This is a genomic window from Demequina aurantiaca (assembly GCF_000975135.1).
GTDB lineage: Bacteria > Actinomycetota > Actinomycetes > Actinomycetales > Demequinaceae > Demequina > Demequina aurantiaca.
In genome coordinates, this window is record NZ_BBRF01000001.1 from 990,954 (window position 1) to 1,012,050 (window position 21,097).

Annotated in this window: 14 protein-coding genes, 2 tRNA genes and 1 other RNA gene; 10 read left to right on the top strand and 7 right to left on the bottom strand. The window is 64.3% G+C overall.

All coding sequences use genetic code 11. From position 1 onward, the window contains the following. Positions 1 to 50 precede the first annotated feature (50 nt). Positions 51 to 833 (top strand): type I methionyl aminopeptidase, encoded by a 783-nt coding sequence (gene map, locus AOP73_RS04450; protein ID WP_061963381.1) that lies wholly within the window; start codon positions 51 to 53, stop codon positions 831 to 833. A 9-nt stretch (positions 834 to 842) separates the two neighbouring features. Here the strand turns inward: map and AOP73_RS04455 are convergent, their stop codons facing one another. Together AOP73_RS04455 and ffs are read right to left on the bottom strand one after the other, a co-directional pair. Then, positions 843 to 2,996: a DNA polymerase III subunit gamma and tau gene (locus tag AOP73_RS04455; protein ID WP_061964842.1), complete on the bottom strand. Its 2,154-nt coding sequence runs from the start codon at positions 2,994 to 2,996 to the stop codon at positions 843 to 845. A 61-nt stretch (positions 2,997 to 3,057) separates the two neighbouring features. Then, an RNA gene (ffs, locus tag AOP73_RS04460) (signal recognition particle sRNA small type) lies at positions 3,058 to 3,154 on the bottom strand. 65 nt (positions 3,155 to 3,219) lie between these two features. On the opposite strand from ffs, the gene AOP73_RS04465 reads away from it, so the two are divergent. Continuing rightward, positions 3,220 to 3,307: transfer RNA gene (locus AOP73_RS04465), tRNA-Ser, on the top strand. Positions 3,308 to 3,572: 265 nt separating this feature from the next. Beyond that, entirely contained in the window at positions 3,573 to 4,283 is a 711-nt protein-coding gene (locus tag AOP73_RS04470) for a LytR C-terminal domain-containing protein (protein ID WP_152650529.1), read from the top strand. Here AOP73_RS04470 and AOP73_RS04475 read toward each other — a convergent pair. The 3 genes from AOP73_RS04475 to AOP73_RS04485 all read right to left on the bottom strand — a co-directional run bounded on the left by AOP73_RS04475 (position 4,280) and on the right by AOP73_RS04485 (position 6,143). Next, complete coding sequence (locus AOP73_RS04475) at positions 4,280 to 5,359, bottom strand: FUSC family protein (protein WP_152650530.1); 1,080 nt, start codon at positions 5,357 to 5,359, stop codon at positions 4,280 to 4,282. The two genes, AOP73_RS04470 and AOP73_RS04475, sit on opposite strands and share 4 nt — an antisense overlap. Positions 5,360 to 5,507: 148 nt before the next feature. Next, positions 5,508 to 5,598 (bottom strand) — tRNA-Ser (locus AOP73_RS04480). 89 nt (positions 5,599 to 5,687) lie between these two features. Continuing rightward, positions 5,688 to 6,143, bottom strand: coding sequence for a nucleoside deaminase (locus AOP73_RS04485; RefSeq protein ID WP_439645227.1), 456 nt, complete (start codon positions 6,141 to 6,143; stop codon positions 5,688 to 5,690). A gap of 88 nt (positions 6,144 to 6,231) precedes the next feature. Between AOP73_RS04485 and upp the strand changes: the two genes are divergently transcribed. From upp to AOP73_RS04505, 4 genes are all read left to right on the top strand, one after another. Then, entirely contained in the window at positions 6,232 to 6,867 is a 636-nt protein-coding gene (gene upp / locus AOP73_RS04490; protein WP_061963385.1) for a uracil phosphoribosyltransferase, read from the top strand. Between the two features lie 68 nt (positions 6,868 to 6,935). Then, positions 6,936 to 8,087, top strand: coding sequence for an ROK family transcriptional regulator (locus AOP73_RS04495; protein ID WP_061963386.1), 1,152 nt, complete (start codon positions 6,936 to 6,938; stop codon positions 8,085 to 8,087). Positions 8,088 to 8,175: 88 nt separating this feature from the next. Further along, the gene (locus AOP73_RS04500) at positions 8,176 to 10,827 is read left to right on the top strand and encodes a glycoside hydrolase family 3 protein (protein ID WP_061963387.1); all 2,652 of its coding nucleotides are present in this window, start codon (positions 8,176 to 8,178) and stop codon (positions 10,825 to 10,827) included. Then, the gene (locus AOP73_RS04505) at positions 10,827 to 12,287 is read left to right on the top strand and encodes a sulfatase family protein (RefSeq protein ID WP_061963388.1); all 1,461 of its coding nucleotides are present in this window, start codon (positions 10,827 to 10,829) and stop codon (positions 12,285 to 12,287) included. Before AOP73_RS04500 ends, AOP73_RS04505 begins: the two co-directional genes overlap by 1 nt. A 149-nt stretch (positions 12,288 to 12,436) precedes the next feature. Here the strand turns inward: AOP73_RS04505 and AOP73_RS04510 are convergent, their stop codons facing one another. Continuing rightward, positions 12,437 to 14,233 (bottom strand): sulfatase, encoded by a 1,797-nt coding sequence (locus AOP73_RS04510; protein WP_061963389.1) that lies wholly within the window; start codon positions 14,231 to 14,233, stop codon positions 12,437 to 12,439. A gap of 29 nt (positions 14,234 to 14,262) precedes the next feature. Then, positions 14,263 to 14,916, bottom strand: a complete 654-nt coding sequence (locus AOP73_RS04515; protein WP_061963390.1) for a TetR/AcrR family transcriptional regulator — start codon at positions 14,914 to 14,916, stop codon at positions 14,263 to 14,265. Positions 14,917 to 15,513: 597 nt separating this feature from the next. Here AOP73_RS04515 and AOP73_RS04520 point away from each other — a divergent pair. The 3 genes from AOP73_RS04520 to AOP73_RS04530 all read left to right on the top strand — a co-directional run bounded on the left by AOP73_RS04520 (position 15,514) and on the right by AOP73_RS04530 (position 21,086). After that, positions 15,514 to 18,483 carry a ribonucleoside-diphosphate reductase subunit alpha gene (locus tag AOP73_RS04520; RefSeq protein ID WP_439645228.1) on the top strand — a complete coding sequence of 990 codons (2,970 nt, stop codon included), beginning with the start codon at positions 15,514 to 15,516 and terminating at the stop codon, positions 18,481 to 18,483. A gap of 27 nt (positions 18,484 to 18,510) precedes the next feature. After that, positions 18,511 to 19,497 carry a ribonucleotide-diphosphate reductase subunit beta gene (locus AOP73_RS04525; protein ID WP_061963391.1) on the top strand — a complete coding sequence of 329 codons (987 nt, stop codon included), beginning with the start codon at positions 18,511 to 18,513 and terminating at the stop codon, positions 19,495 to 19,497. Between the two features lie 287 nt (positions 19,498 to 19,784). Beyond that, a complete protein-coding gene (locus AOP73_RS04530; protein WP_236683502.1) occupies positions 19,785 to 21,086 on the top strand; it encodes a multidrug effflux MFS transporter in 1,302 nt (433 codons plus the stop codon). Positions 21,087 to 21,097 lie beyond the last annotated feature (11 nt).

Below are 21,097 nucleotides of genomic sequence, written 5' to 3' on the forward strand. Positions count from 1 at the left end.
CGGGATACTATTACCGGGATAGTTATCCGTGATTTGAGAATTGGAAGCACATGATCGAGATTCTGAACCCCACCGAACTGGGCCGAGCAAAGCTTTCTGGCACTTTGGTGGGCACCATCCTGCACACGATCAAGAAGCGCGTGACGGTGGGGACCAACCTCCTGGAAATTGATCAGTGGGCGAAGGAGATGATCCTCGATGCCGACGCAGAGTCTTGCTACGTCGACTACGCGCCTTCGTTTGGTAGTGGCCCGTTCGGGCATTACATCTGTACCGCGGTCAACGACGCAGTCCTGCACGCCCTTCCGCGTGACTATGCCCTGGTCGATGGCGACCTACTGACCTTAGATTTGGCAGTGGCCAAGCAAGGGATCGCTGCGGACTCGGCTATCAGTTTCATCGTTGGCGATGCGCGACCCGCGCAAAGCGTTGCAATGATCGAGGCGACGGAGCGCGCCCTGTCCGCGGGAATAGCCGCGGCCAAGCCCGGTGCCCGAATCGGCGACATTGCGCACGCGATCGGTACGGTTTTGAGCGGGGCGGGGTATTCGATCAACACTGAGTTCGGTGGGCACGGTATCGGGTCCACGATGCACCAGGACCCGCATGTACCCAACACTGGTCGCCCAGGCCGCGGATATCAGTTGCGTCCGGGTTTGTTGCTCGCCATCGAGCCCTGGGTCATGGCGGATACGTCCGTCCTGGTGACCGACTCGGATGGTTGGACGCTTCGCAGTGAGACCGGATGCCGCACCGCCCACAGTGAGCACACCATCGCGATCACGCCCAAAGGAGCAGAAATCCTTACGCTCGCACCACGGTCGTTGCGCTAGCCGGAGCGCTTACTCGTCGATGATCTTGCCGCCGAGCATCTTGGCGACCATGTCCGCGCCGCTGAGTCCGGCGTCAGGTGCAGCGGCGTCGTGTTCGCTGACCTCCTCGTCGTCGTCCCACGGCGCGGAACCTCCTGCGGCCTGCGCCGCGGGAGCCGATGCAGATGGTGGTGCCGATTGACGGCTGACGGGTGCAGCGGCGCCGGTCTCGGGCTTGGAGGGAGCGCGCCCGGAGGGCTCACGGGGCGGTTCGTCGTCCTCCGGTGGTGCGTCATCCCACGGCGGTACATCTGATGCTGGAGGCTGGGGGATCGCACTCGTCGCGGGTTGGGTGGGAATCGATTCCGTGGGTGGCGACTGGTCCGAGTCCTGAGCAGAGGCGACGGGCGCCGATGCGGCAGGGCGTGCCGTAGCCGCGGCCGGGAACGCGCCGGCTGGGCCGACGATGCCCTCGACGCGCACGTGCAGCCCCAAGGTCTCGCGCACCGCGAGGCCCACGTTCTCCGCGTGATTGCCGGTCGCAAAGCGGGAGGCCAATGGAGCGCCATCGAAGGCGAGCTTGAGCACGCCGTTGTCGACCTCGGCTACCTGGGCACTCTGCTTGACGAGTACCCACGTCACGCGACGGCGCTCGAGCGTGCCGAGGACCTCGTCCCAGCGTCGACGCACCAGCTCGGAGTCCTCGGGGCCACCGGCGGTATCGCCCGCACCCGTGTTGGAGTCGGGAGTGGCGGTCGGGGTCGACGTGACGGGGGAAGGAGGGGTGGACGGGACCGGTGTTGGCGCGGGAGCAGGTGCCACGGGGGCGGCAGTTTCGGTAGCAGGCTTGGCCACCGCAGCCCGCGCGGCCGCAGCACCGGTGGGCGCGCCCTGAGCTGGGGCCGCCGCAGGCGGGGTCGAGTCAGACTGAGTGGACTCTGCGGCGGCGGAGCGCGTGGAAGAGGCGGGATCGTGCGCAGCGGCAGTGGTGGGGGCAGGTCGCGACGGGGCCGCGGCCTGAGCCACGGGTGCGTTGCCCTCTGGAGCCGACGCGGCCTCGCGTGTGACACCGGGGGCACCCGCACCATCGGCCGCGATGAGCCTGGCGCAAAGAAGTTCCAGGTGAAGGCGGGGTGACGTCGCTCCCACCATGTTTGTCAGCGCGTCGTTCACCAGGTCTCCTGCGCGTGAGGCACGCGCGAGTCCCAAGTGGCGGGCTTGGTCCTTCATGCGCTCGAGTTGGTCCTCGGGCACTTCGCCCAGGGCCTTCGCGCCGGCCTCACCGGACGCGGTGAGTACGAGGATGTCACGCAAGCGCTCCAGCAGGTCCTCGACAAACCGGCGCGGCTCGTGGCCGATGCCAATCACGCGGCCCACGACCTCGAATAGCGAGGCGCCGTCGGCCGCAGCGATCGCGTCGATCGCGTCGTCGAGGAGAGTCGCATCGGTGAAGCCCAGGAGGGAAATGGCTCGGTCATACGTCACGCCGTCGACGCCGGAACCGGCCATGAGTTGATCCAGAACCGACAGGGAGTCCCGCACCGAACCTCCGCCCGCGCGGACGACCAAGGGCAGTACTCCCGCAGCGACGGTTACGCCTTCGGCCTCGCAAAGGCTCTGAAGGTAGTCAGTGAGAACGCCGGGGGGAACGAGGCGGAACGGGTAGTGGTGCGTACGGGAGCGGATGGTGCCGATGACCTTCTCCGGCTCCGTGGTCGCGAAGATGAACCGCACGTGGGGTGGCGGCTCCTCTACTAGCTTCAGAAGCGCATTGAAGCCCTGCGGAGTGACCATGTGGGCCTCGTCCAGGATGAAGATCTTGTAGCGGTCGCGAGCGGGAGCAAAGGCGGCGCGCTCGCGCAGTTCACGAGCATCGTCGACGCCGTTGTGGGAGGCCGCGTCAATCTCCACCACGTCGACCGAGCCAGTGCCTCCACGGGCGAGCTCGGTGCACGAGTCGCAGACCCCACAGGGGGTGTCCGTGGGGCCCTCGGCGCAGTTGAGGCAGCGCGCGAGGATACGGGCGGACGTGGTCTTGCCGCAGCCACGGGGGCCGGAGAACAAATAGGCATGGTTGACCTTGTCGGCCCGCAGTGCCTGCATGAGCGGCGTCGTCACGTGTTCCTGCCCCACGACGTCTGCGAAGGTGTCGGGGCGGTATCGGCGGTACAAGGCGGCAGTCACAGAGACGACTCTAGTGCCGCCCTGCGACAGTCGCATCGGCCGGTGGAAAAGCATCGGGACATAAAAGGACCCCTCACGCACCCGCTAGAGCCCACCTACCCTTGCTGCATTCCTGCCCTGGGGGAGTTAAGCGAGATGGCGCCACGTGAGGGGCCGGGCTCAAGTTTAACCAGAACCGCGTGATTCGTTATAACGCCGCCGCTCGGGTACCATTCATGAGCCTGGAGGATTCGCCTAGTGGCCTATGGCGCACGCTTGGAAAGCGTGTTGGGTGCAAGCCCTCAGGGGTTCGAATCCCCTATCCTCCGCCATAGCATCTTGGACCTCAGCGCTTTTTGCTGGGGTCCAAAGTGCTTTTACGGGTGCTGCGATTCGAGGAGGAGCCTGCGACGGACTCCCCTATCCTCCGCCATAGCATCTTGGACCTCAGCGCTTTTTGCTGGGGTCCAAAGTGCTTTTACGGGTGTTGCGATTCGAACTGGAGCGCGTGGTCACCATTGTTCGTTGTAGGTGCGGACAACCGTACTCAGCGCGCTTCGTTCCGTGAAGAACTGTCTCTCTACTAAAGTGGTGCCCGTGACTCAGCCCCCGATGGACCCAACCGCCAGCAAGCGCGCGACCGTGCGCCGGCATCGGCGCGAGCGTCAGATCCTGCTGTTTGGGTTACTCCTCATCGGCATGGCGGTCGCCGGAGTGTTTTTTGCCTCCGTCTATAAGGGCGACACCGAAGGTCCCTTCGCCGAACCGTTCGTCACTCCCGCCAGCGAGTTTGAGACTGAGGTCAACGTCGCGTGTCCTCCCGGTGGCGCCCTGCCCATGGAGCCCACCGAGATCCCGATCCGGGTGCTGAACGCTACGGACAAGTCCGGTCTAGCCGGCACGACGGCGGCCGACCTCAAGGGTCGTGGCTTTGTGGTGACCGGAGCAGGCAACTATCCGCGCCCCTACGACGGCAGCGTGCGCATCATCTACGGCGAAGAGGGGCTGGTTGAGGCGTACACGCTGTCGAACTACTTCACGGAGTTTGAGATGGTTCTGGACACTCGCGATAGCGCCGTGTCTGACCTTGTGATCGGTGACGCCTACGACCCCGCAACCACCTTGCGCGCGCAGGGTGCGCCCGAGCTCGACCCCGAGACGCCCTTCGTTCGTCCCCAGCAGTGTGTGCCAGTCGAGCTAGTCGCGCCTGAGCCGGCGCCTCGCGTGATCCCAGACAACCCCTTGGTTGAAGCGAGCTCCAGCCCCAGCGCAGAGGCGAGCGACGTGCCCCAGGAGGGCGACAACTAACGCGCGTGTGGCCGGTGTAGCAACCCGGTCAGGGTGCCCAGCAGTGCACCGATCACGGTATCTACAACCCGCTCCGTGAGGGTTGAGAATGAGCCGATGGTGCCCGTGGCGGCACCTGTCAACAGCAGGACCATCGGCGTGATGAAGAGCAGCGCGAGCGCGTAGTTGCGCACCGTGACGAGTTGCGTGACGAACTGCAGCGACCCCAGTACTACCGCAAGGGCGAGAGGCGCCAGGTCGAGCGAGCCGAAGGCCAAGAAGATGAGCGCACCGGCGACAGTGCCGACGATGCGGTGGAGTCCGCGGCGTGCTGCATCGCCGCGCCCCGCCCGGGTGCCGATGACCGCTATGCCCGCTCCCACGGTCCAGTACGCGCGCTCCGGATCGATGGCCGTGACGCTGATAGCCGTGCCCACCACAGCTACGATCGCGACGCGCATCAACAGGGTGCGACCGTCGCGGCCCAGGTTGAACACGGACAAGATCTGACGCAGCGGACGCGCGGGGAGGTGGCGATTGCGCGCCAGCAGGATCGGGGACGCCGCGACCGCGAGCGCGAACAGCATGCCGGCCGCTACCGCCATGATCAGCGAGGCCGGAGCGATGGCCCTCTCGCCGTCGACCACCGCGGTCACGCGTGCGGACAGACCATAGGCGAGGGCGACAAAGAGCGGTCCCGGGGCGCCCATGCGATACCCGAAGGACAGCGCCGCCCCGGCGACCGTCACCACCACGAGGCCCACGGAAGCCGCCAGGGGGTATGGCGCGAGCACGGTCGCAAGAGTAGAGGCGAAAAGCAGGAAGGCCGCGACTAGGGGGAGGACCCGGATCCGTTCGAGGACGTTGAGGTTGGTGACGTGAAGCACCGTGAATCCGCCGGTGGCGGCCAAGATGCCCAGTGTCTCCGAGCCAAGCGCCGCGCCAACCGCGATGGGCACCGCCATGACCAGGGCCGCCTGCAGCCCCAAGTGCCATCGAGGGCCGGTGTACGGCTGAAAGGTCCGCAGGCTCTTCACCGCCCGGTGCGTTCCATGCGTCCAGCGGTCACGGCGCTCGCGAGCGGCGCTGTGACTCATCGGTGCTCCCCTCGCGAGGCACGCTGACGGCCCCTGTCTCCCATTATTGCCAGAGTGCGCCGCGTTACGTCGGGACGAGCGTCCCGCCCAGCCCCGCTGAGAACGCAAAGAACCCGGCCCCGATTCGCGAGAATCGGGACCGGGTCAGTGGCGGTGACGGCGGGATTTGAACCCGCGGTACGGGGGTACCGTACACAACATTTCGAGTGTTGCACCTTCGGCCGCTCGGACACGTCACCGTGGGAGAGGATACCTGCTGGGAGTGGCCCCGACCAAACTGGGCGCACCTGTGTGCCTGGCCCCGGCATCGGCCGCGCCGCTTGCGCCGCTAGCGGCGTTGTTCAAAGAACTCACGCAGGATCAGGGCGGACTCGTCGCTGCGGATGCCCGCGATGACCTCCACTTTGGCGCCAATCCGAGCGTCACGCACCAGGTCCCACTGCGACCCGGTGGCGCCCGCCTTCTGATCCCAAGCGCCCAGCACGAGGCGGGGGATGCGTGCCGCAAGCAACGCGCCAGCGCACATCGCGCATGGCTCCAACGTCACGACGAGCGTGCACGTTTCAAGGCGCCAACTGCCCACGTGCTCGGCCGCTTCTCGCAAGGCCAAGACCTCGGCGTGCGCGGTGGGGTCGGACCTCACGGCGCGCTGATTGAACCCGCGACCGATCACCGATCCCTCGGCGTCCAGCACGACGGCCCCCACGGGCACCTCGCCGATGTTGCCTGCCGCGCGCGCGAGCATCAGCGCCTCGCCCATGGCTGCTTCGTAGAAACCGTGCATGCAGGTCAGGTTACCGGGGCGACTTGCCGGCGGACGATGCTGGGGCCAGGCAGGCGCGCGCGGCGCCGCTACGAAGTAGGGTTAAGCCATGCAGCTTCACGTCGCGGATCACCCGCTCATTGCCCACAAGGTCACCGTCCTGAGGGACAAGAACACGCCGTCGCCGACGTTCCGGCTGTTGGTTGACGAGCTGGTGACGCTCCTCGCATATGAGGCGACCCGCCAGGTGCGCGTAGTCGAATGTGAGGTAGAGACGCCGCTCCAGCCGACGACCGGCACCAAGATCGCGAGCCCCGCGCCGTTGATCGTGCCGATCTTGCGCGCCGGACTCGGGATGCTGGACGGGATGACGCGGTTGCTGCCGAGCGCCGAGGTGGGATTCCTGGGGCTCAAGCGCGATGAGGAGACCCTCGAGGCGATTACCTACGCGAACCGCCTGCCGGACGACCTCACCGGGCGCCAGGTCTTCCTCATCGACCCGATGCTGGCGACGGGCGGCTCGCTCGTGGCTGCGATCGAGTACGTCCTCGAGCGTGGCGCGACTGACGTGACGTGTGTTTGTCTTCTGGCCGCCCCCGAGGGAATCGAGCGCGTCCGGACCGCGATGGGCGAGCGTGTCGACGTATCTGTGGTCGTGGCGCAGGTGGATGAGAGGCTCAACGAGCAGGGCTTCATCGTGCCGGGACTGGGCGACGCGGGCGACCGCCTCTACGGTCTGGTCTAACTCCTCCACCGACCTTCTTCTTCCGAATTGTGGCCACTTTCGGAAAAAATGGTTACGGTGGTGCCACTATGAGTGGCACTGTCGAGAACCAGCCGTCCGGGCGCGCGCCGCACCGTGCGCGCCGCGAGAACCAGCAGGCGGTCATCGACTGCCTCATCAGCGAGGCTCAACTGAGTCGCGCCGAGATCCAATCACAGTCGGGATTGTCGCGCTCAACCCTCTCCGACGTCCTGCAGGCGCTCATCGCCGAGGGGGTAGTTGAGGAGCTTGACGCAGCCCCCGAACGCCAGGGTCGTGGGCGCCCCACGCGACCCCTTCGACTCAGCGGAGAGATCGCGAGAGTCGCGGGAGTGGCCCTCACCCGCGCGGGTTCGACCATTCTCGTGGCCGGCCTTGACGGCGAGGTGACAGCGGCGACGCGGATTGCCGCCCCCGAACCCTTCGACCTTGCTGCGGCGACCTCCGATGCGGCCACGGCGCTGGCAGGTTTGCTGCGAGGCGCCGATGGCGAGCACGGCCTTGCTGCGTTGGCGGTGGGGCTGCCGCGCCCGATTACGGCAACGCGGCCGGGGCGGCGACGACCTCCTGCTGAACGCGGCGAGGCTTTCGCCGAGGCAGTAGGCGTGCATCCCGAGTGGGACAACAACTCTCGCCTGACGGCGCTGGCGGAGGCCCAGTGGGGCGCCGGTCGCGGATACCGGGACTTCGCCTACCTTCACCTCGACCGCGGCGTGGGTGGCGGGCTCATTCTTGACGGTCGCCTCGCGACCGGAGCGCGTGGAACGGGCTCGGAGTTTGGTCACCTGTGTGTCGACCCCGTCGGCCCCCGATGCTGGTGCGGCGGCGTGGGATGCCTCGAGATGTACGCGTCGATGGATGCGATCCTCAAGGCGGCCCGGCTGCAGTCGAGCGACGAACTGGCGGAGGCGGCGACCCAGGGCGTGGTGCCGGCGGTCGATGATGCGGCTCTCAGGGTTGCGCAAGCGGTGTCCGGCATTGTGTCAGTGGTGGATGTGGGGCGCGTGGTGTTAGGCGGCTCGGTTGCGCAGGTGCCGGGGTTTGTCGCGGCAGTCGCCAAGCAGGTAGCTGCGACTGCCGGTCGCCACGCCACCGATGGCGTCGTGCTGGTGCGCTCGGCCATGGGAGACGACGCGCCTGCACGGGGCGGAGTTGCGCTCGCGCTGCGCTCCTCTCACCTCCTCGATGGGTACCGACGCTGAATTAATCCGACCTTTGACGGAAATGACGGACTGTCATAGCGTTGATGGCGATCCGCAACGTGGCGGAACCTATTCAACTGGAGCAACCATGACGCAGTCCTCAGAGCCGACCGGTTCAGAGTTTTCCGACGTAGAGTCCTTCGGGCCCGGAACTGACATCTGGGCCATCCTGTCGCGATCCGCCGTGCAGCGTGACGCAATCAACGTGGACTTCCCCGAGGGTGCGTCCTGGGCCAACACCGAAGCGCCTACGGCTGAGCGCGTGAGGGCGCTCATCGCCGAGATGACGCTCGACGAGAAGACGTCGCTGCTCTACGGCGCGGGCCTGCGCATGAGCGGACGCGACATCTGGCAGGTATTCGTCCACGGCATCGACCGCCTGGGCGTGCCCGACTTTACCCAGGCTGATAGTCCTGCTGCGCCCCTGCTCGGCGCACAGAAGGCGACCAGAATTCCGTCCGAAGTTGCTTTGGGTGCCACCTTTGACACGGAGACGGTGAAGGCGGCCGCCGGCGTGATCGCGGCGGAGTTCCGCGCACTTGGATATGCCGTGATCCACGCTCCCACCATGGACGTCACGCGTGATCCGCGCCACGGTCGCTCACACGAGAACTTTGGCGAGGACCCCAAGCTCAACGCCACCATGGGCGCCGCATACGTCGACGCGGTCCAGGCGACCGGCATCATGGCCGACCTCAAGCACGTGGGCCTCAATACCGTCGAGACGGATCGCCTCGAGGTCGACTGCCACATCGACGAGCGCCCGCTGCACCAGATCTACCTGGCTCCCTTCCGCGACGTCATTCGCACGTCCTCTCCCGCGATGCTGATGACCTGCTACGCGCAGATCAACGGCGAGCACTTCCATAACGACCCCTCGCTGATGCGCGGCATCGTGCGCGAGGAGTGGGGCTTCGAGGGCATCGTGCGCACCGACGCCGGAGCCCACCGCACGGTGGAGTCGCTCACTTACGGGCTCGACCAGGAGTTCCGCGACGAGGACAAGTTTGGCGCCGTCCTGCGCACTGAGATCGCCGAGGGCCGCATCTCCGAGGACTACGTCAATGCCGCCATCACGCGAATCCTCACCACGATGGCCGACTACGGCATGCTCGACTCGCCGCCCGAGCGCACGGGAATCGAGAGCCTCGATGAGCACAGCGCAATTGTTCAGGAAGCAGCTGCACGCGCCATCGTGCTACTGAAGAACGACGGCGTCCTGCCGCTCGATGCCTCCTCGACTGCCACCATTGCCGTGATCGGAGCCGCTGCCAGCGACGACCAGATCGCGGGTGGCCCGTTCGCCGCACTTGAGGGGTGTGACACCGTCCTGGGCGCGTTGACCAGTGCGATTCCCGATGCCACGATCAGCACCGCAGTTGGCCACGATCCGCTCGTGCTCACCGACATGATCCCCGGCCTGCCAGCGGTCCCACGCCACATGTTCCGCAACGCCGATGGATCCCCAAGTATCACCGAGGTCAGCTTCGATGCCTCAGGTGCCGAGGTGAAGCGTCGCGAGACCGACCGCATTGACCAGATTGGGATGTCCTTCGGTACCCCGCTGGACGCCGAACCCTCGAGCCTCGCCGCTCAGACGGCCACCGTGGTCCAGTGGCGCGGCACCATCACCATCGACACTGCTGGCACCTATCGCTTTGACGCGACCACCTCCGGAAGCGTGTCCATCTCCATCGACGGTCGCACCTTCCTCGAGAAGGCGGAAGGACCGCGACTCAGTTCGGTCGACGGATCGATCGACCTCGAGCCGGGCGTCTATGACATCCACGCAGATTTTGCGGTCAGCAGTCTGGACAGTCTTGGTTTCATGTCTCACACGCCCCAGTCCTTCAAGGTCGGCCTGGAGCGTACCGACGCAACGCGTGGAACGGGCGAGGCAGAGGCGGTAGCCGCCGCGGCATCGGCCGATCTTGCGATCGTCGTTGTTCGCGACGCCGCCTCCGAAGGCCTCGACCGTGACAGCCTCGCGCTGCCCGCTGGCCAGGATCAGCTCATTGAACGCGTCGCCGCAGCGAACAAGAACACCATCGTGGTGCTGTGCACGTCGAGTGCGATTCTGACCCCGTGGCGCGACGATGTTGCGGGTGTCATCGAGGCTTGGTACGGAGGCTCCCGCGGTGGCGCGGCAGTCGCCCAGGTCCTCACCGGGGCCACGGCGCCCGCTGGCCGCCTGCCCGTGACCTTCCCCCAGTCCGATGCCGACTTGCCCGCCGCTGCTCCCGAGCAGTTCCCCGGAGTGGACAAGGTGAGCAAGTTCACTGAGGGTTTGCGCGTGGGCTACCGCCACTACCTCGCCGATGGTGGTCCTGCTCCAGCCTTCCCGTTCGGCTTTGGGCTGTCGTACACGACCTTCGAATTTGGCGACGTGGTTGTGGGTGGCAGCGACATTGCCGCTACCGACCTCGAGGCTGTGCCGCTAGACGATGCCGTGGTCACCGTCTCCGTCAAGGTCACCAACACCGGTGACCGGGCCGGCCGTGCCGTTCCGCAGGTCTACCTAGAGTTCCCCACCGTCGCCGAGGAGCCCGCGCCGTCGCTGGCCGCCTTCGACGGTGTCGAGCTTGATGCCGGTCAGTCCGCAGTGGTTTCCCTACCGGTTCCGGCCAGGGCCTTCCAGATTCACTCCGGTGGCTGGACCTTCGTCCCTGGCTCATTCACACTCCACGTCGGCACGTCGTCTGCCGATCTCAACGCAGCCATTGGATTCGAGGTGCGATGATGGCCGATCCCACCACCAACGAGGCACATGCGGAGGCGCCCGCCCGGCGCCCCAACATCGTGGTGATCCTGACTGACGACCACGCGGCTCACTCGATCAGCGCGTACGGATCGGTGGTCAATCAGACGCCGCGCATTGACGAGATCGCCAACCGCGGCGTGCGTTTCGATCACTGCTTCGCGACCAACTCCCTGTGCTCGCCTAGCCGTGCCAGCATCCTCACCGGCACCTACAGCCACGTCAATGGCGTCTCCACCCTGGTGACCCCACTGGATGCCAGCCAGCCCACTTTCATTTCCCAGCTCAAGGAGTCGGGCTACCGCACCGCGATGGTGGGCAAGTGGCATATGGGTGATGGCGAGGGCCACAACCCGGAGAACTTCGACTACTGGGACGTCTTCATCGAGCAAGGGGAATATCACAACCCCCGCATGCTCTCCAAGGAAGGGCTGCGCATCGAGGAGGGCTACGCAACGGACATCGTCACGGACCTGTCCACCAAGTGGGTGGAGTCCCTCGAAGGAGATGAGCCCTGGTGCATCCTGATCTGGCATAAGGCGCCTCACCGCCCCTGGGAGCCGGCAGAGCAGTACGAGGACATGTATAAGGAGCCCATCCCGGTGCCATCGACGTTCAATGACGACCTGTCGACGCGCAGTATCTCCGCCCGTCGGGCCGCCATGCGCATCGCCGAGCACCTCAACGCAGAAGACCTCAAGATTGATCCCCCCGCTGGATTGACCTACGAGGAAATCGCGCTGTGGAAATACCAGCGGTTCATGGAGGACTACCTGCGCACCGTTGCGAGCGTCGACGACAACGTGGGACGCGTGTCCGATTGGCTCGAAGAGCGTGGCGACCTTGACGACACGGTGCTGATGTACGCCTCCGACCAAGGCTTCTTCCTGGGCGACCACGGCTGGTTCGACAAGCGCTTCATGTACGAGGAGTCGCTGCAGATGCCGCTCGTGATGTCCTACCCGCGTGCCGTGCCGGCGGGTCAGGAACACACGGGGATCGTCACGAACGTGGACTTCGCGCAGACCATCCTCGACTTCGCGGGCGTGGACCATCACGACCGCATGCAGGGACGGTCGTTCGCTGGAGACATTGCGCCGTCGTTCGCGCCGCTGCCCGATGCCGAGGGCATGTACTACCGGTATTGGGAGCATGACGACGTGTTTCACAAAGCGCCGGCGCACTACGGGTACCGCACCGATCGCTACAAGCTCATCTACTTCTACAACGATGGCCTTGGCATCCCGGGAACTGGCCCGTTTACGTACTCCGCCGAGTGGGAGCTTTACGACATGCAGGAGGACCCCGAGGAACTCAACAATGTCGCCGACGACCCCGCCTACGCCGAGGTGAAGAAGGACATGGAAGCGAAGATGTGGCGTGCACAGCACGAGCTGGGCGACGCCCCGCACGTGAGTCAGTCAGTTCCTGAACTGGCCTGACCCACGACCTCCCATGCCGGTGGCCGGACACGTGGTGTCCGGCTACCGGCCTTTGGTGTTCTCACGCGGCTCTTTGGGGCGTCGCCAACGCAGAAGACCCCGTCTCCCTCAGGAGGCGGGGTCTTCTTCTCACGCGAGGGGAGTGTGACCTAGGCGGGTTGTCCTGCGGCCGCGCCTGCTGCCACCGCCTGCTGAATGCCCATATCCAGACCCTTGAGTGCCTGCTCGCCCATGGCGGGGTTCATGACGGACATCTGCCACAACGTCATGGATCCAAGACGGCTCATCATGCCGGCCGGGATGGGGAGTGCCTGGGTCAGCATGCCCTTGACTGCGGGATTCTCAAACAGTTCGCTGATGGGCGTGTGGACGCCCAGGCGATCCTTGGGGAACTCCTCCGCGGGGAGCGCCTGCTGCAGGCCACTCTGCACCTGTGCCCACTGCTTCTCGATGAGCAAGTGCTCTTCGGTGACGGCGTCGGAGGTCAGGGGCAGGCCCATGCGCTCAAACTGCGACTCGGGAGCCTCGTTGGCCACCATAGCGTCCACCATCAGGCGGATCATGCGAAGCTCCAACTCTGGGTCGCGCAGCGGCTCGAGCTCATCGGGGTCCGTCTCGAGGTCGTACAGCAGTGTGCCGAAGGCCACGGGGCTTCCCCACGAACCGGCAGGAAGCTTGAGCACCGGCGCACCCTTGGTGAACGGAAGCGGATCGATGAGCTCGGACTTCGATAGCTCCTCCACGGACATCAGAGTATTCATGTGCATCGGCATCAGTGTGTGGTTAAACAGCGGCTGGTTCTGCGGAGTCGCGCAGGCCCGCATGTAGACCACCTTGCCGTCGGTCACACAGGTGTGGCCGCCAAACATTCCGAATAAGCCGCTCTCGCGCACAGGCTCGTCATTCGCGATGACGGGCGCAAGATCCTTGCCACGCATGTCATCGGTGAGGTCCACGCCAAAGTAGCCGAGCAGTGTGGGGCCGAAGTCGACCGTCTGTACCAGCGACTCACGACGTTCGCCGGCGGCGACATTGCGGGGATCGTAGATGAACAGCGGCGTGTGGATGGTCTCGTCGTACCAAGGCTGGATGTTCTTGCCGAACCAGCCGCGCTCACCAATCATGAGGCCGTGGTCGGTGCACACGATCAACATCGTGTCCTCCCACATGTTGTTCGCGTCCATCGTGTCGAGCACGCGTCCCAGCGAGTCGTCACAGAAGGTTAGTAGCGCGTTGTACTCCTCGCGGACGTGGTTGACCGTCTGCTCATCCTCGACCACGCGACGGTAGTCGGGCCAGTCAAAGTGATCGCCGTCGTAGGTGTGCGGGCGGCGCTCCTTGTGCTCGTCATAGCTGAAGAACGGCTCGTGGGGGTCGAAGCACTCGATCTGGACGAACCAGTTGTCTTCGGCCTTGTTGGTCTCAATGAACTCGACGCCGGCTTCGACGGTCTGGTACTGCGAGTGCTGCTCCTTGGTCTGCATGTACTCGCGGTTGATCCAGTCCTGGCGCCATGCCGCACCCGCACGCCAGTTGACGGTGTCGGGGATCTCAGGATCCTTGACCTGACCCTTCCAGGGGTCGCCTTCCTGGCCACGGAAGAACTCGTAGGTGGAGAAACGGTTGTGATAGGTAGCGCCACCGTCTTCCCAGTAGTGCCCGTGGTCGGTGACCAGGTGGGTATAGACGCCGTTGTTCTTAAGCATCTCCGGGATCGAGTCGTCAAAGGGCTCGAGCGGGCTCCACGAACGGTGGAGGAAGTTGTAGCGTCCCGTGTGCATCTCGCGGCGCGCGGGCATGCAGGGCATCGATCCGCCGTAGCAGGTGTCGAACGTGATGCTGCGGTCCTGCAGGCGCTGGAAGTTGGGCAGCGTGTTGAAGTCTGCCCCATACTGCGGGAGGTACTTGCGGTTGAGACTGTCGAACATGACCATGATGGCCTTCATTGGGTTCCCCTTTCGAGTGGAACACGGAGCTACGCTTCCTTGCGTCGCTCCTGGAAATAGGTGTCGAGCTCGGCGCGAGCATCGTCGAACATGTAGGGGCTGAGGGACTCGAGAAGGCGGATGATCGACTCCGACCGGTCAACGGAATCGGGATCGCGGAGCCACTGCGCGCGGAGCCCATCGGACATCGCGATCAGCCAGTCCGCGATGTCGGCGATCTGGACGATGCTGGGGAGCTTGGTCGCGTCGAACACCGTCTCCAGGGCGTGACCGAACGCCTGGACGAGGTTGCGGTGTCGTGTGAGGAAGTGCTGGTGCGCTGGGTGGTCAGGCGCGATGCTCTCCGTGGAGAGCATCGCGAAGAACTGCATCTCGCGCCGGTCGGCTTCGTGACCTCGGAGAATCTCGAGGTAGCCGATGACGAAGGCGACGCCCTCGGGGGTGAATTCCGCGGCGGGTTCCTGGTCGCGCCGGTCCAGCACGGCGAGCAGGAGCGCATTCTTGGAGGGGAAGTGGTACAGCAGACCGGCCTGAGTCAGCCCGGCTCGGGTGGCGATGTCGGCAACGCTGGCAGAGTCCAGGCCGCCTTGGGCGAAGAGTTCTGCGGCGGCGTCGATGATGGCCTCGCGGCGTTGCTCGCCCTTGGGGCTGCGGCGTCTGCGAATCTCCGTCGTCTCACTCACAGTGATTGTCCTGGTGCGAGGTGTCGCGTGTGCGCGGAGTCCTGTCGGAACTGACGGGGTTCGGTAGACGGTGCATTCGTCGACTCCAATGTCGATGGCGCGGGTTGGCCGGTGCTCAGCCAGGGTGCGAGTGCAGTCTAACTCATAATCTGACTGGTTAGTAGGTTTAAGGTTTTTCGGGCGCGCGGCAGTGGACGGGTGGCCGTTGGCTGGAGGGGCTGGGTGGCGTCACGTGCGGCGCGGCGATCGGGGCTCATCGAGTCGCGATGTCAGACCCCGTTGGCATACTTGACTCATGCCCAAAAACTCGAGGTGGCTTATCCTTCCCCAGAGTTTTCGTGCGCTTGTGGAGGACACGCCGAGTTGTACACAACGTATCCACAGGGTTTTACACAGGACCACAACATCTAGGGGCTGTTTTAAGAAAACACCCCCATATCTAGTTGCACACCGTTGTAATTCGAGATACATTCTAGGAACGCTTCACCAGGATTTCGATGCCGTGAGCACGCCCCATCGAGACCCTCACTCAGAGTGTCACGCAGTATCCATACAGGGCCGCACGGCCACCGTTCCAATCACTTGCAGGGGAGCATTGTGACGATTACCGAAAACTCCGCAAACACCGACGTCAACGGCGACGTTTCGGCCACCGCGGCACTCACCAAGCCGGGCATCCACGTCACCAAGCGTGACGGCACCCGCGAGCCCTACAACGCCGACCGCATCAACAAGGCGATCGAGCGCTCGGCCGAGGGCCTTTCTGACCAGATCTCGAAGACCACTCAGATCGCCACCGAGCTGGGCATCACCCTGTTCGACGGCATCACCACGGAGCAGCTCGACGAGGCCGCCATCGGTGTGGCCGTTCAGAACGTCAAGGATGACCCCGACTTCGACATCATCGCGGCTCGCCTGCTCCGCAAGGTCATTTACAAGCGCGTCCTTGGTGGCTTCGACAGTTCGCTCGAGCTGGCCCTGCTGCACCAGGCACGCTTCCCGGGCTACATTCGCGACGCCGTGGAGGAGGGCCTGCTTGACACGCGCCTCACCACGATCTTCGACCTCGACGCCCTCGCCGCCGCGATCGACCACGAGCGCGACGACTTGCTCAAGTACATCGGCACTGTCACCATGCGCAACCGCTACATGATCACCGACCGCCACGGTAAGTCGCTCGAGGTTCCCCAGTACTTCTGGATGCGCGTCTCGATGGGGCTCTCCCTCAATGAGGAAAACCCCACGGAGATGGCGCTCAAGTTCTACGACAAGATCTCCAAGCTCGACTACCTTCCTGCCGGCTCGACTCTGGTCAACGCCGGTACCTCGTACCCGCAGCTGTCCAACTGCTTTGTCATGCAGATGGAAGACGACATGGACCACATCGCCAAGACCGTCGGCGACGTCATGTGGCTCACCAAGGGCACGGGCGGCATCGGCCTGTCGGTCACCAAGCTGCGCTCCGAGGGTTCGCCTATCAAGTCGAACAACACCACCTCGACCGGTCCCATCCCCTTCATGCACACCATCGACTCGACGCTGCGCGCCGTGTCCCGTGGCGGAAAGAAGTTCGGTGCGCTGTGCTTCTACATGGAGAACTGGCACATGGACTTCGCGCAGTTCCTCGACCTGCGTCAGAACTCCGGTGACCCGTACCGCCGCACCCGCACCGCCAACACCGCGGTGTGGATCTCCGACGAATTCATGAAGCGCGTCGCTGCCGACCAGGACTGGTACCTCTTCGACCCCGCCGAGGCGCCTGACCTCGTCGAGCTCACTGGCTCCGCGTTCTCCGCACGCTACGCCGAGCTCGTCTCGCTGGCGGAGGCCGGCAAGCTACGCACCTTTAAGAAGATGCGTGCCCGCGAGCAGTACAAGTCGATCCTGCTCATGCTGCAGGGCTCATCGCACCCGTGGCTGACGTGGAAGGACACCATCAACAACCGTGCTCTTAACACGAACACCGGTACCATCCACCTGTCGAATCTGTGCACCGAGATCTGCCTGCCTCAGGACCGCGAGAACATCGCAGTCTGCAACCTGGCATCGGTGAATCTTTCCGAGCACTTCGTCGACGGCAAGATCGATTGGGACCGCATGGAGAGCTCGGTGCGCCTCGCGGTGCGCCAGCTCGACAACCTGGTCGACATCACCCTGTCTGCCGTCAAGGAGTCTGACCACGCCAATCGCGAGAACCGCGCGGTCGGCCTGGGCGTCATGGGCTTCACCGACATGACGGAGCGTCTCGGCCTCGCCTATGAGTCGGAGGCCTCCTACGACCTCATCGACGAGATCATGGAGTTCGTGTCGTATCACGCGATCGATGCGTCCGCGGATCTCGCTCGCGAGCGTGGCTCGTACAACAACTTCGCCGGCTCCGGCTGGTCGCAGGGCAAGGTGCCGTTCGACACCATCGCCTCGACTGAGGCGGACCGTGGCGTGAAGATTGACGTCAACCGCACCATGCGCCTCGACTGGGACGTGTTGCGTGAGAAGGTCAAGGGCGGCATCCGTAACGCCACCCTGTTGGCCGTCGCACCCACCGCCTCCATCGGCCTCGTGGCCGGCACCACGCCCGGCTTCGACCCCCAGTTCTCGCAGATCTTCTCCCGAGCCACCTCGTCGGGTAAGTTCCTCGAGGTCAACCGCAACTTGGTCCGCGACCTGCAGGCCGAGGGCATCTGGGAGGACGTGCGCGACCGTCTGCTCGAGGTTCAGGGCGACCTGAGCCAGATCGAGGAGGTTCCCGCGCACCTGCAGGAGGTCTACAAGACCTCGTTCCAGCTGTCGCCGTACGCTTTCATCGAGGTTGCCGCGCGCGCTCAGAAGTGGATCGACCAGGCCATCAGCCGCAACATCTACCTCGAGTCGCGCGACATCGACGACATGATGGCGCTGTACTCGGCCGCTTGGGAGCGTGGCGTCAAGACCACGTACTACCTGCACATGAAGCCGCGTCACACCGCCGAGCAGTCCACGGTGCGTGTCAACAAGTCGGAGAAGATGCCCACCAACAGCGCGGGCAACAAGCCCAGCGGTGGCTCGGCAGGCGGACCGTCACGCAAGGGCTTCGGCGCTCGTAAGGGCTTCGGCGCAGCCAAGGCGACAGCTGCGGTCGCACAGGTCGAGGCCGTGGTGGCTGACGCCATCGCCGACGCTCCTGCCGAGGCTGTGGCTGCCGAACCAATCTCCGCCGCGCCTGCAGCTGAGACGGCACCTCGCAAGGGGTTCGGTGCGGTGGCAGCTGCCGCTCCAGCCGGGGCCCCCGCAGCTTCTGCGATCACGACCGCACCCGCGGCAGTGTTGTCTGCAGTTGCTACGCAGGCGTTCTCATCTGCGCCTACCCAGCAGCCCGCGGTTCCGCCCACCTCGCTCCCCGAGCAGGAAGCGGCTCCCGAAGCAGTTGAGTCACATGACTCCGCACCTGTGTCGGAGGCGGCGGCTCCGGCCGGCGTCGCCGAATTGAATGTGGTCTCGAGTGTCGCCGGTGGTGACACTGAAATGATTGGTGGCGTGGCGTGCCCCGTCGATCCCATGGAAGCGCTGCAGTGCGAGTCTTGCCAGTAGCGGCCCAGGAAGAGTGAGGAACAGATTATGGGAATTCTAGGAACAGGCATTCAGGATGGGTTGCTGCTCAAGCCCGTCACATACCCGTGGGCAATGGACCTGTACGAGCAGGCCGTCGCGAACACGTGGTTCCCCAACGAGATCCAGTTGGGCGAGGACCTTGGTGACTTCAAGAAGATGACGGACGAAGAGCGTCACGCCATCACCTTCCTGATGTCGTACTTCAACCCGAACGAGTTGCTCGTCAACAAGGCACTCGCCTTTGGCGTCTACCCGTACATCAACGCTCCCGAGTGTCACCTGTACCTCGCGAAGCAGATGTGGGAAGAGGCAAACCACTGCATGTCCTTCGAGTACGTCCTAGAGACGTTCCCGATCGACCGCGCAGCAGCCTACGACTCGCATGTCACCGTGCCCTCCATGGCCGCCAAGGAAGAGTTCGAGGTCAACTTCATCAAGCGGATGACCGAAGAGACTCTGGACATTTCGACGACCGAGGGCAAGAAGGACTTTGTCCGCAACCTGGTCGCGTACAACGTCATCCTCGAGGGCATCTGGTTCTACTCGGGCTTCATGGTCGCGTTGAGCTTCCGTCAGCGCAACCTGTTGCGCAACTTTGGCTCCCTCATGGACTGGGTTATTCGGGACGAGTCGCTGCACCTGCAGTTCGGCATCAACCTGATTCTGACGGTGCTCGAGGAGAACGACGATCTTCAGGATCCCGACTTCGCTGAAGAGATCCGTCAGATGATCATCAATGCCGTCGAGATGGAGGAGCAGTACAACCGCGACCTTCTCCCCACCGGAATCCTGGGCCTCAACGCTGACTACGTGAACCAGTACGTGAAGTATCTGGCCGACCGTCGTCTCGAAGAGTTGGGCTTCGACGCGCACTACAACGTGTCCAACCCTGCAAAGTGGATGGCGACCGCGAACGACACCCTGCAGCTGGTGAACTTCTTCGAGGCCACCAACACGTCGTACGAGGTCAACGCGCAGTCGACCAAGAAGTAAGCCAATACGGCCGCGACAAGGCGGTGCCAGCACGAGGGTGGTCTACTACCGACGTCCATGTGCTGACATCGCCTTTTGCGTGCCCAGGCGAATTATCTTGCGTAGACACTAGGCAACGAAACTGACCACATGGTAAGTTTGATATTCAGTTAGTTTTTCGCATGCCGGAATCTTATTGAGTGCATGAACGTTTCGTCTGTGAAGGGCGTCACGGGACGCCCATTGTCTTGCCCAACATCTTTCACGGCAGCGTCGCCGGATGCCATCACCATTCAAGGACGTACACCGTGACTTCAGACCTCGCCACCAGGCCCGCGCCAGACGCGAACGAAACGACTGCCGCTGAGGCGACCTCGCCCCCGCTGCCGCCCACTCGCCAGCTCGGCGAGACCCTGTCACGCAGTGGACGCATCGGCTACATCCTTATGCTCGGCGCACTCGTGGCACTCGGGCCGTTCACGATCGACCTCTACCTGCCAGCCTTCCCTGAGGTGGCCGCGGACCTCAACGCGAGCGATGCCGCGATCCAGTTCACGCTGACTGCCACGATGATCGGCTTCGGTTTGGGGCAGCTCATCGTTGGGCCCCTGAGCGATTCCTTTGGGCGCAAGAAGCCACTCATCATCGCCACCACGCTTCACGTCGTGGCGAGTATCGCTGTTGCGCTGGCACCCACCGTCGAGTGGGTCATGGTTGGCCGGGTGTTCCAGGGAATCGGTGCCGCGGGTGGCGCGGTCGTGGCCATGGCCGTGGTGCGTGACCTCTTTGCTGGCCAGTCGCTGATCCGCATGCTCTCGCGCATGGCTCTCGTGACGGGCTTGGCGCCGGTCCTCGCCCCCGTGATCGGCTCACAATTGCTGCGCGTTGTCGACTGGCGCGAGGTGTTCTATGTGCTCGCGGCGTACGGAATTCTGATCGGCCTGATCGTCACCACCCGTCTGGTGGAGACCCTGCCCAAGGAGCGCCGCGGCACCTCTGAGCCCGGCATCGTCCGCAAGCGTTACCGGAAGCTACTGACCGATCCTGCCTTTGTGGGTGTCGCCATCGTTGGCGCCATGACGTTTACGACGCTCTTCGCGTACTTGTCGTCCTCGTCGTTCGTGTTGCAGGACATCTATGGTTTGAGCGCGCAGCAGTACGGCATCGTCTTTGGCGTGAACTCGGCCGGCATCATGATCTGCACGCAGGTCGCGAGCCGCCTGATGCGTCGTTTCCCGCCGCGCGCCGTGATCGCGCTAGGTCTGTCCGTGATGATGACCGGTGCGCTCGCGTTGTTGATTGGCTCCGCCTTTGACCTGGGTCTTCTGGGCGTCATGGTCCCGCTGTTCTTTGTGGTCGCGTCCGTGGGATTGATCGGACCGGCCGTGCAGGTGACCGCACTGGCCAATCACGGCCAGGAGGCCGGAACGGCGGCTTCGCTTATTGGCGCAGCCAACTTCGGTATCGCGGGCCTGATTTCACCGCTCGTCGGGATCCTCGGAATCTCGGTGCTGTCCATGGGAATCGTGATGGTGGGTGCCCTGCTCGTTGCTCACGCTACCTACTGGTTCGTCGTGCGCCCTCGTGTCCAGACCACCGTTGTCGCGTAGCTTGTCGCGCT

What these genes read in the sequence shown, in the direction of transcription:
- AOP73_RS04510 (WP_061963389.1), bottom strand. Translation starts at nt 14,233, where the DNA reads ATGAAGGCCATCATGGTCATGTTCGACAGTCTCAACCGCAAGTACCTC.
- AOP73_RS04505 (WP_061963388.1), top strand. Translation starts at nt 10,827, where the DNA reads ATGGCCGATCCCACCACCAACGAGGCACATGCGGAGGCGCCCGCCCGG.
- AOP73_RS04500 (WP_061963387.1), top strand. Translation starts at nt 8,176, where the DNA reads ATGACGCAGTCCTCAGAGCCGACCGGTTCAGAGTTTTCCGACGTAGAG.
- upp (WP_061963385.1), top strand. Translation starts at nt 6,232, where the DNA reads ATGCAGCTTCACGTCGCGGATCACCCGCTCATTGCCCACAAGGTCACC.
- AOP73_RS04475 (WP_152650530.1), bottom strand. Translation starts at nt 5,359, where the DNA reads ATGAGTCACAGCGCCGCTCGCGAGCGCCGTGACCGCTGGACGCATGGA.
- AOP73_RS04525 (WP_061963391.1), top strand. Translation starts at nt 18,511, where the DNA reads ATGGGAATTCTAGGAACAGGCATTCAGGATGGGTTGCTGCTCAAGCCC.
- AOP73_RS04485 (WP_439645227.1), bottom strand. Translation starts at nt 6,143, where the DNA reads ATGCACGGTTTCTACGAAGCAGCCATGGGCGAGGCGCTGATGCTCGCG.
- AOP73_RS04495 (WP_061963386.1), top strand. Translation starts at nt 6,936, where the DNA reads ATGAGTGGCACTGTCGAGAACCAGCCGTCCGGGCGCGCGCCGCACCGT.
- map (WP_061963381.1), top strand. Translation starts at nt 51, where the DNA reads ATGATCGAGATTCTGAACCCCACCGAACTGGGCCGAGCAAAGCTTTCT.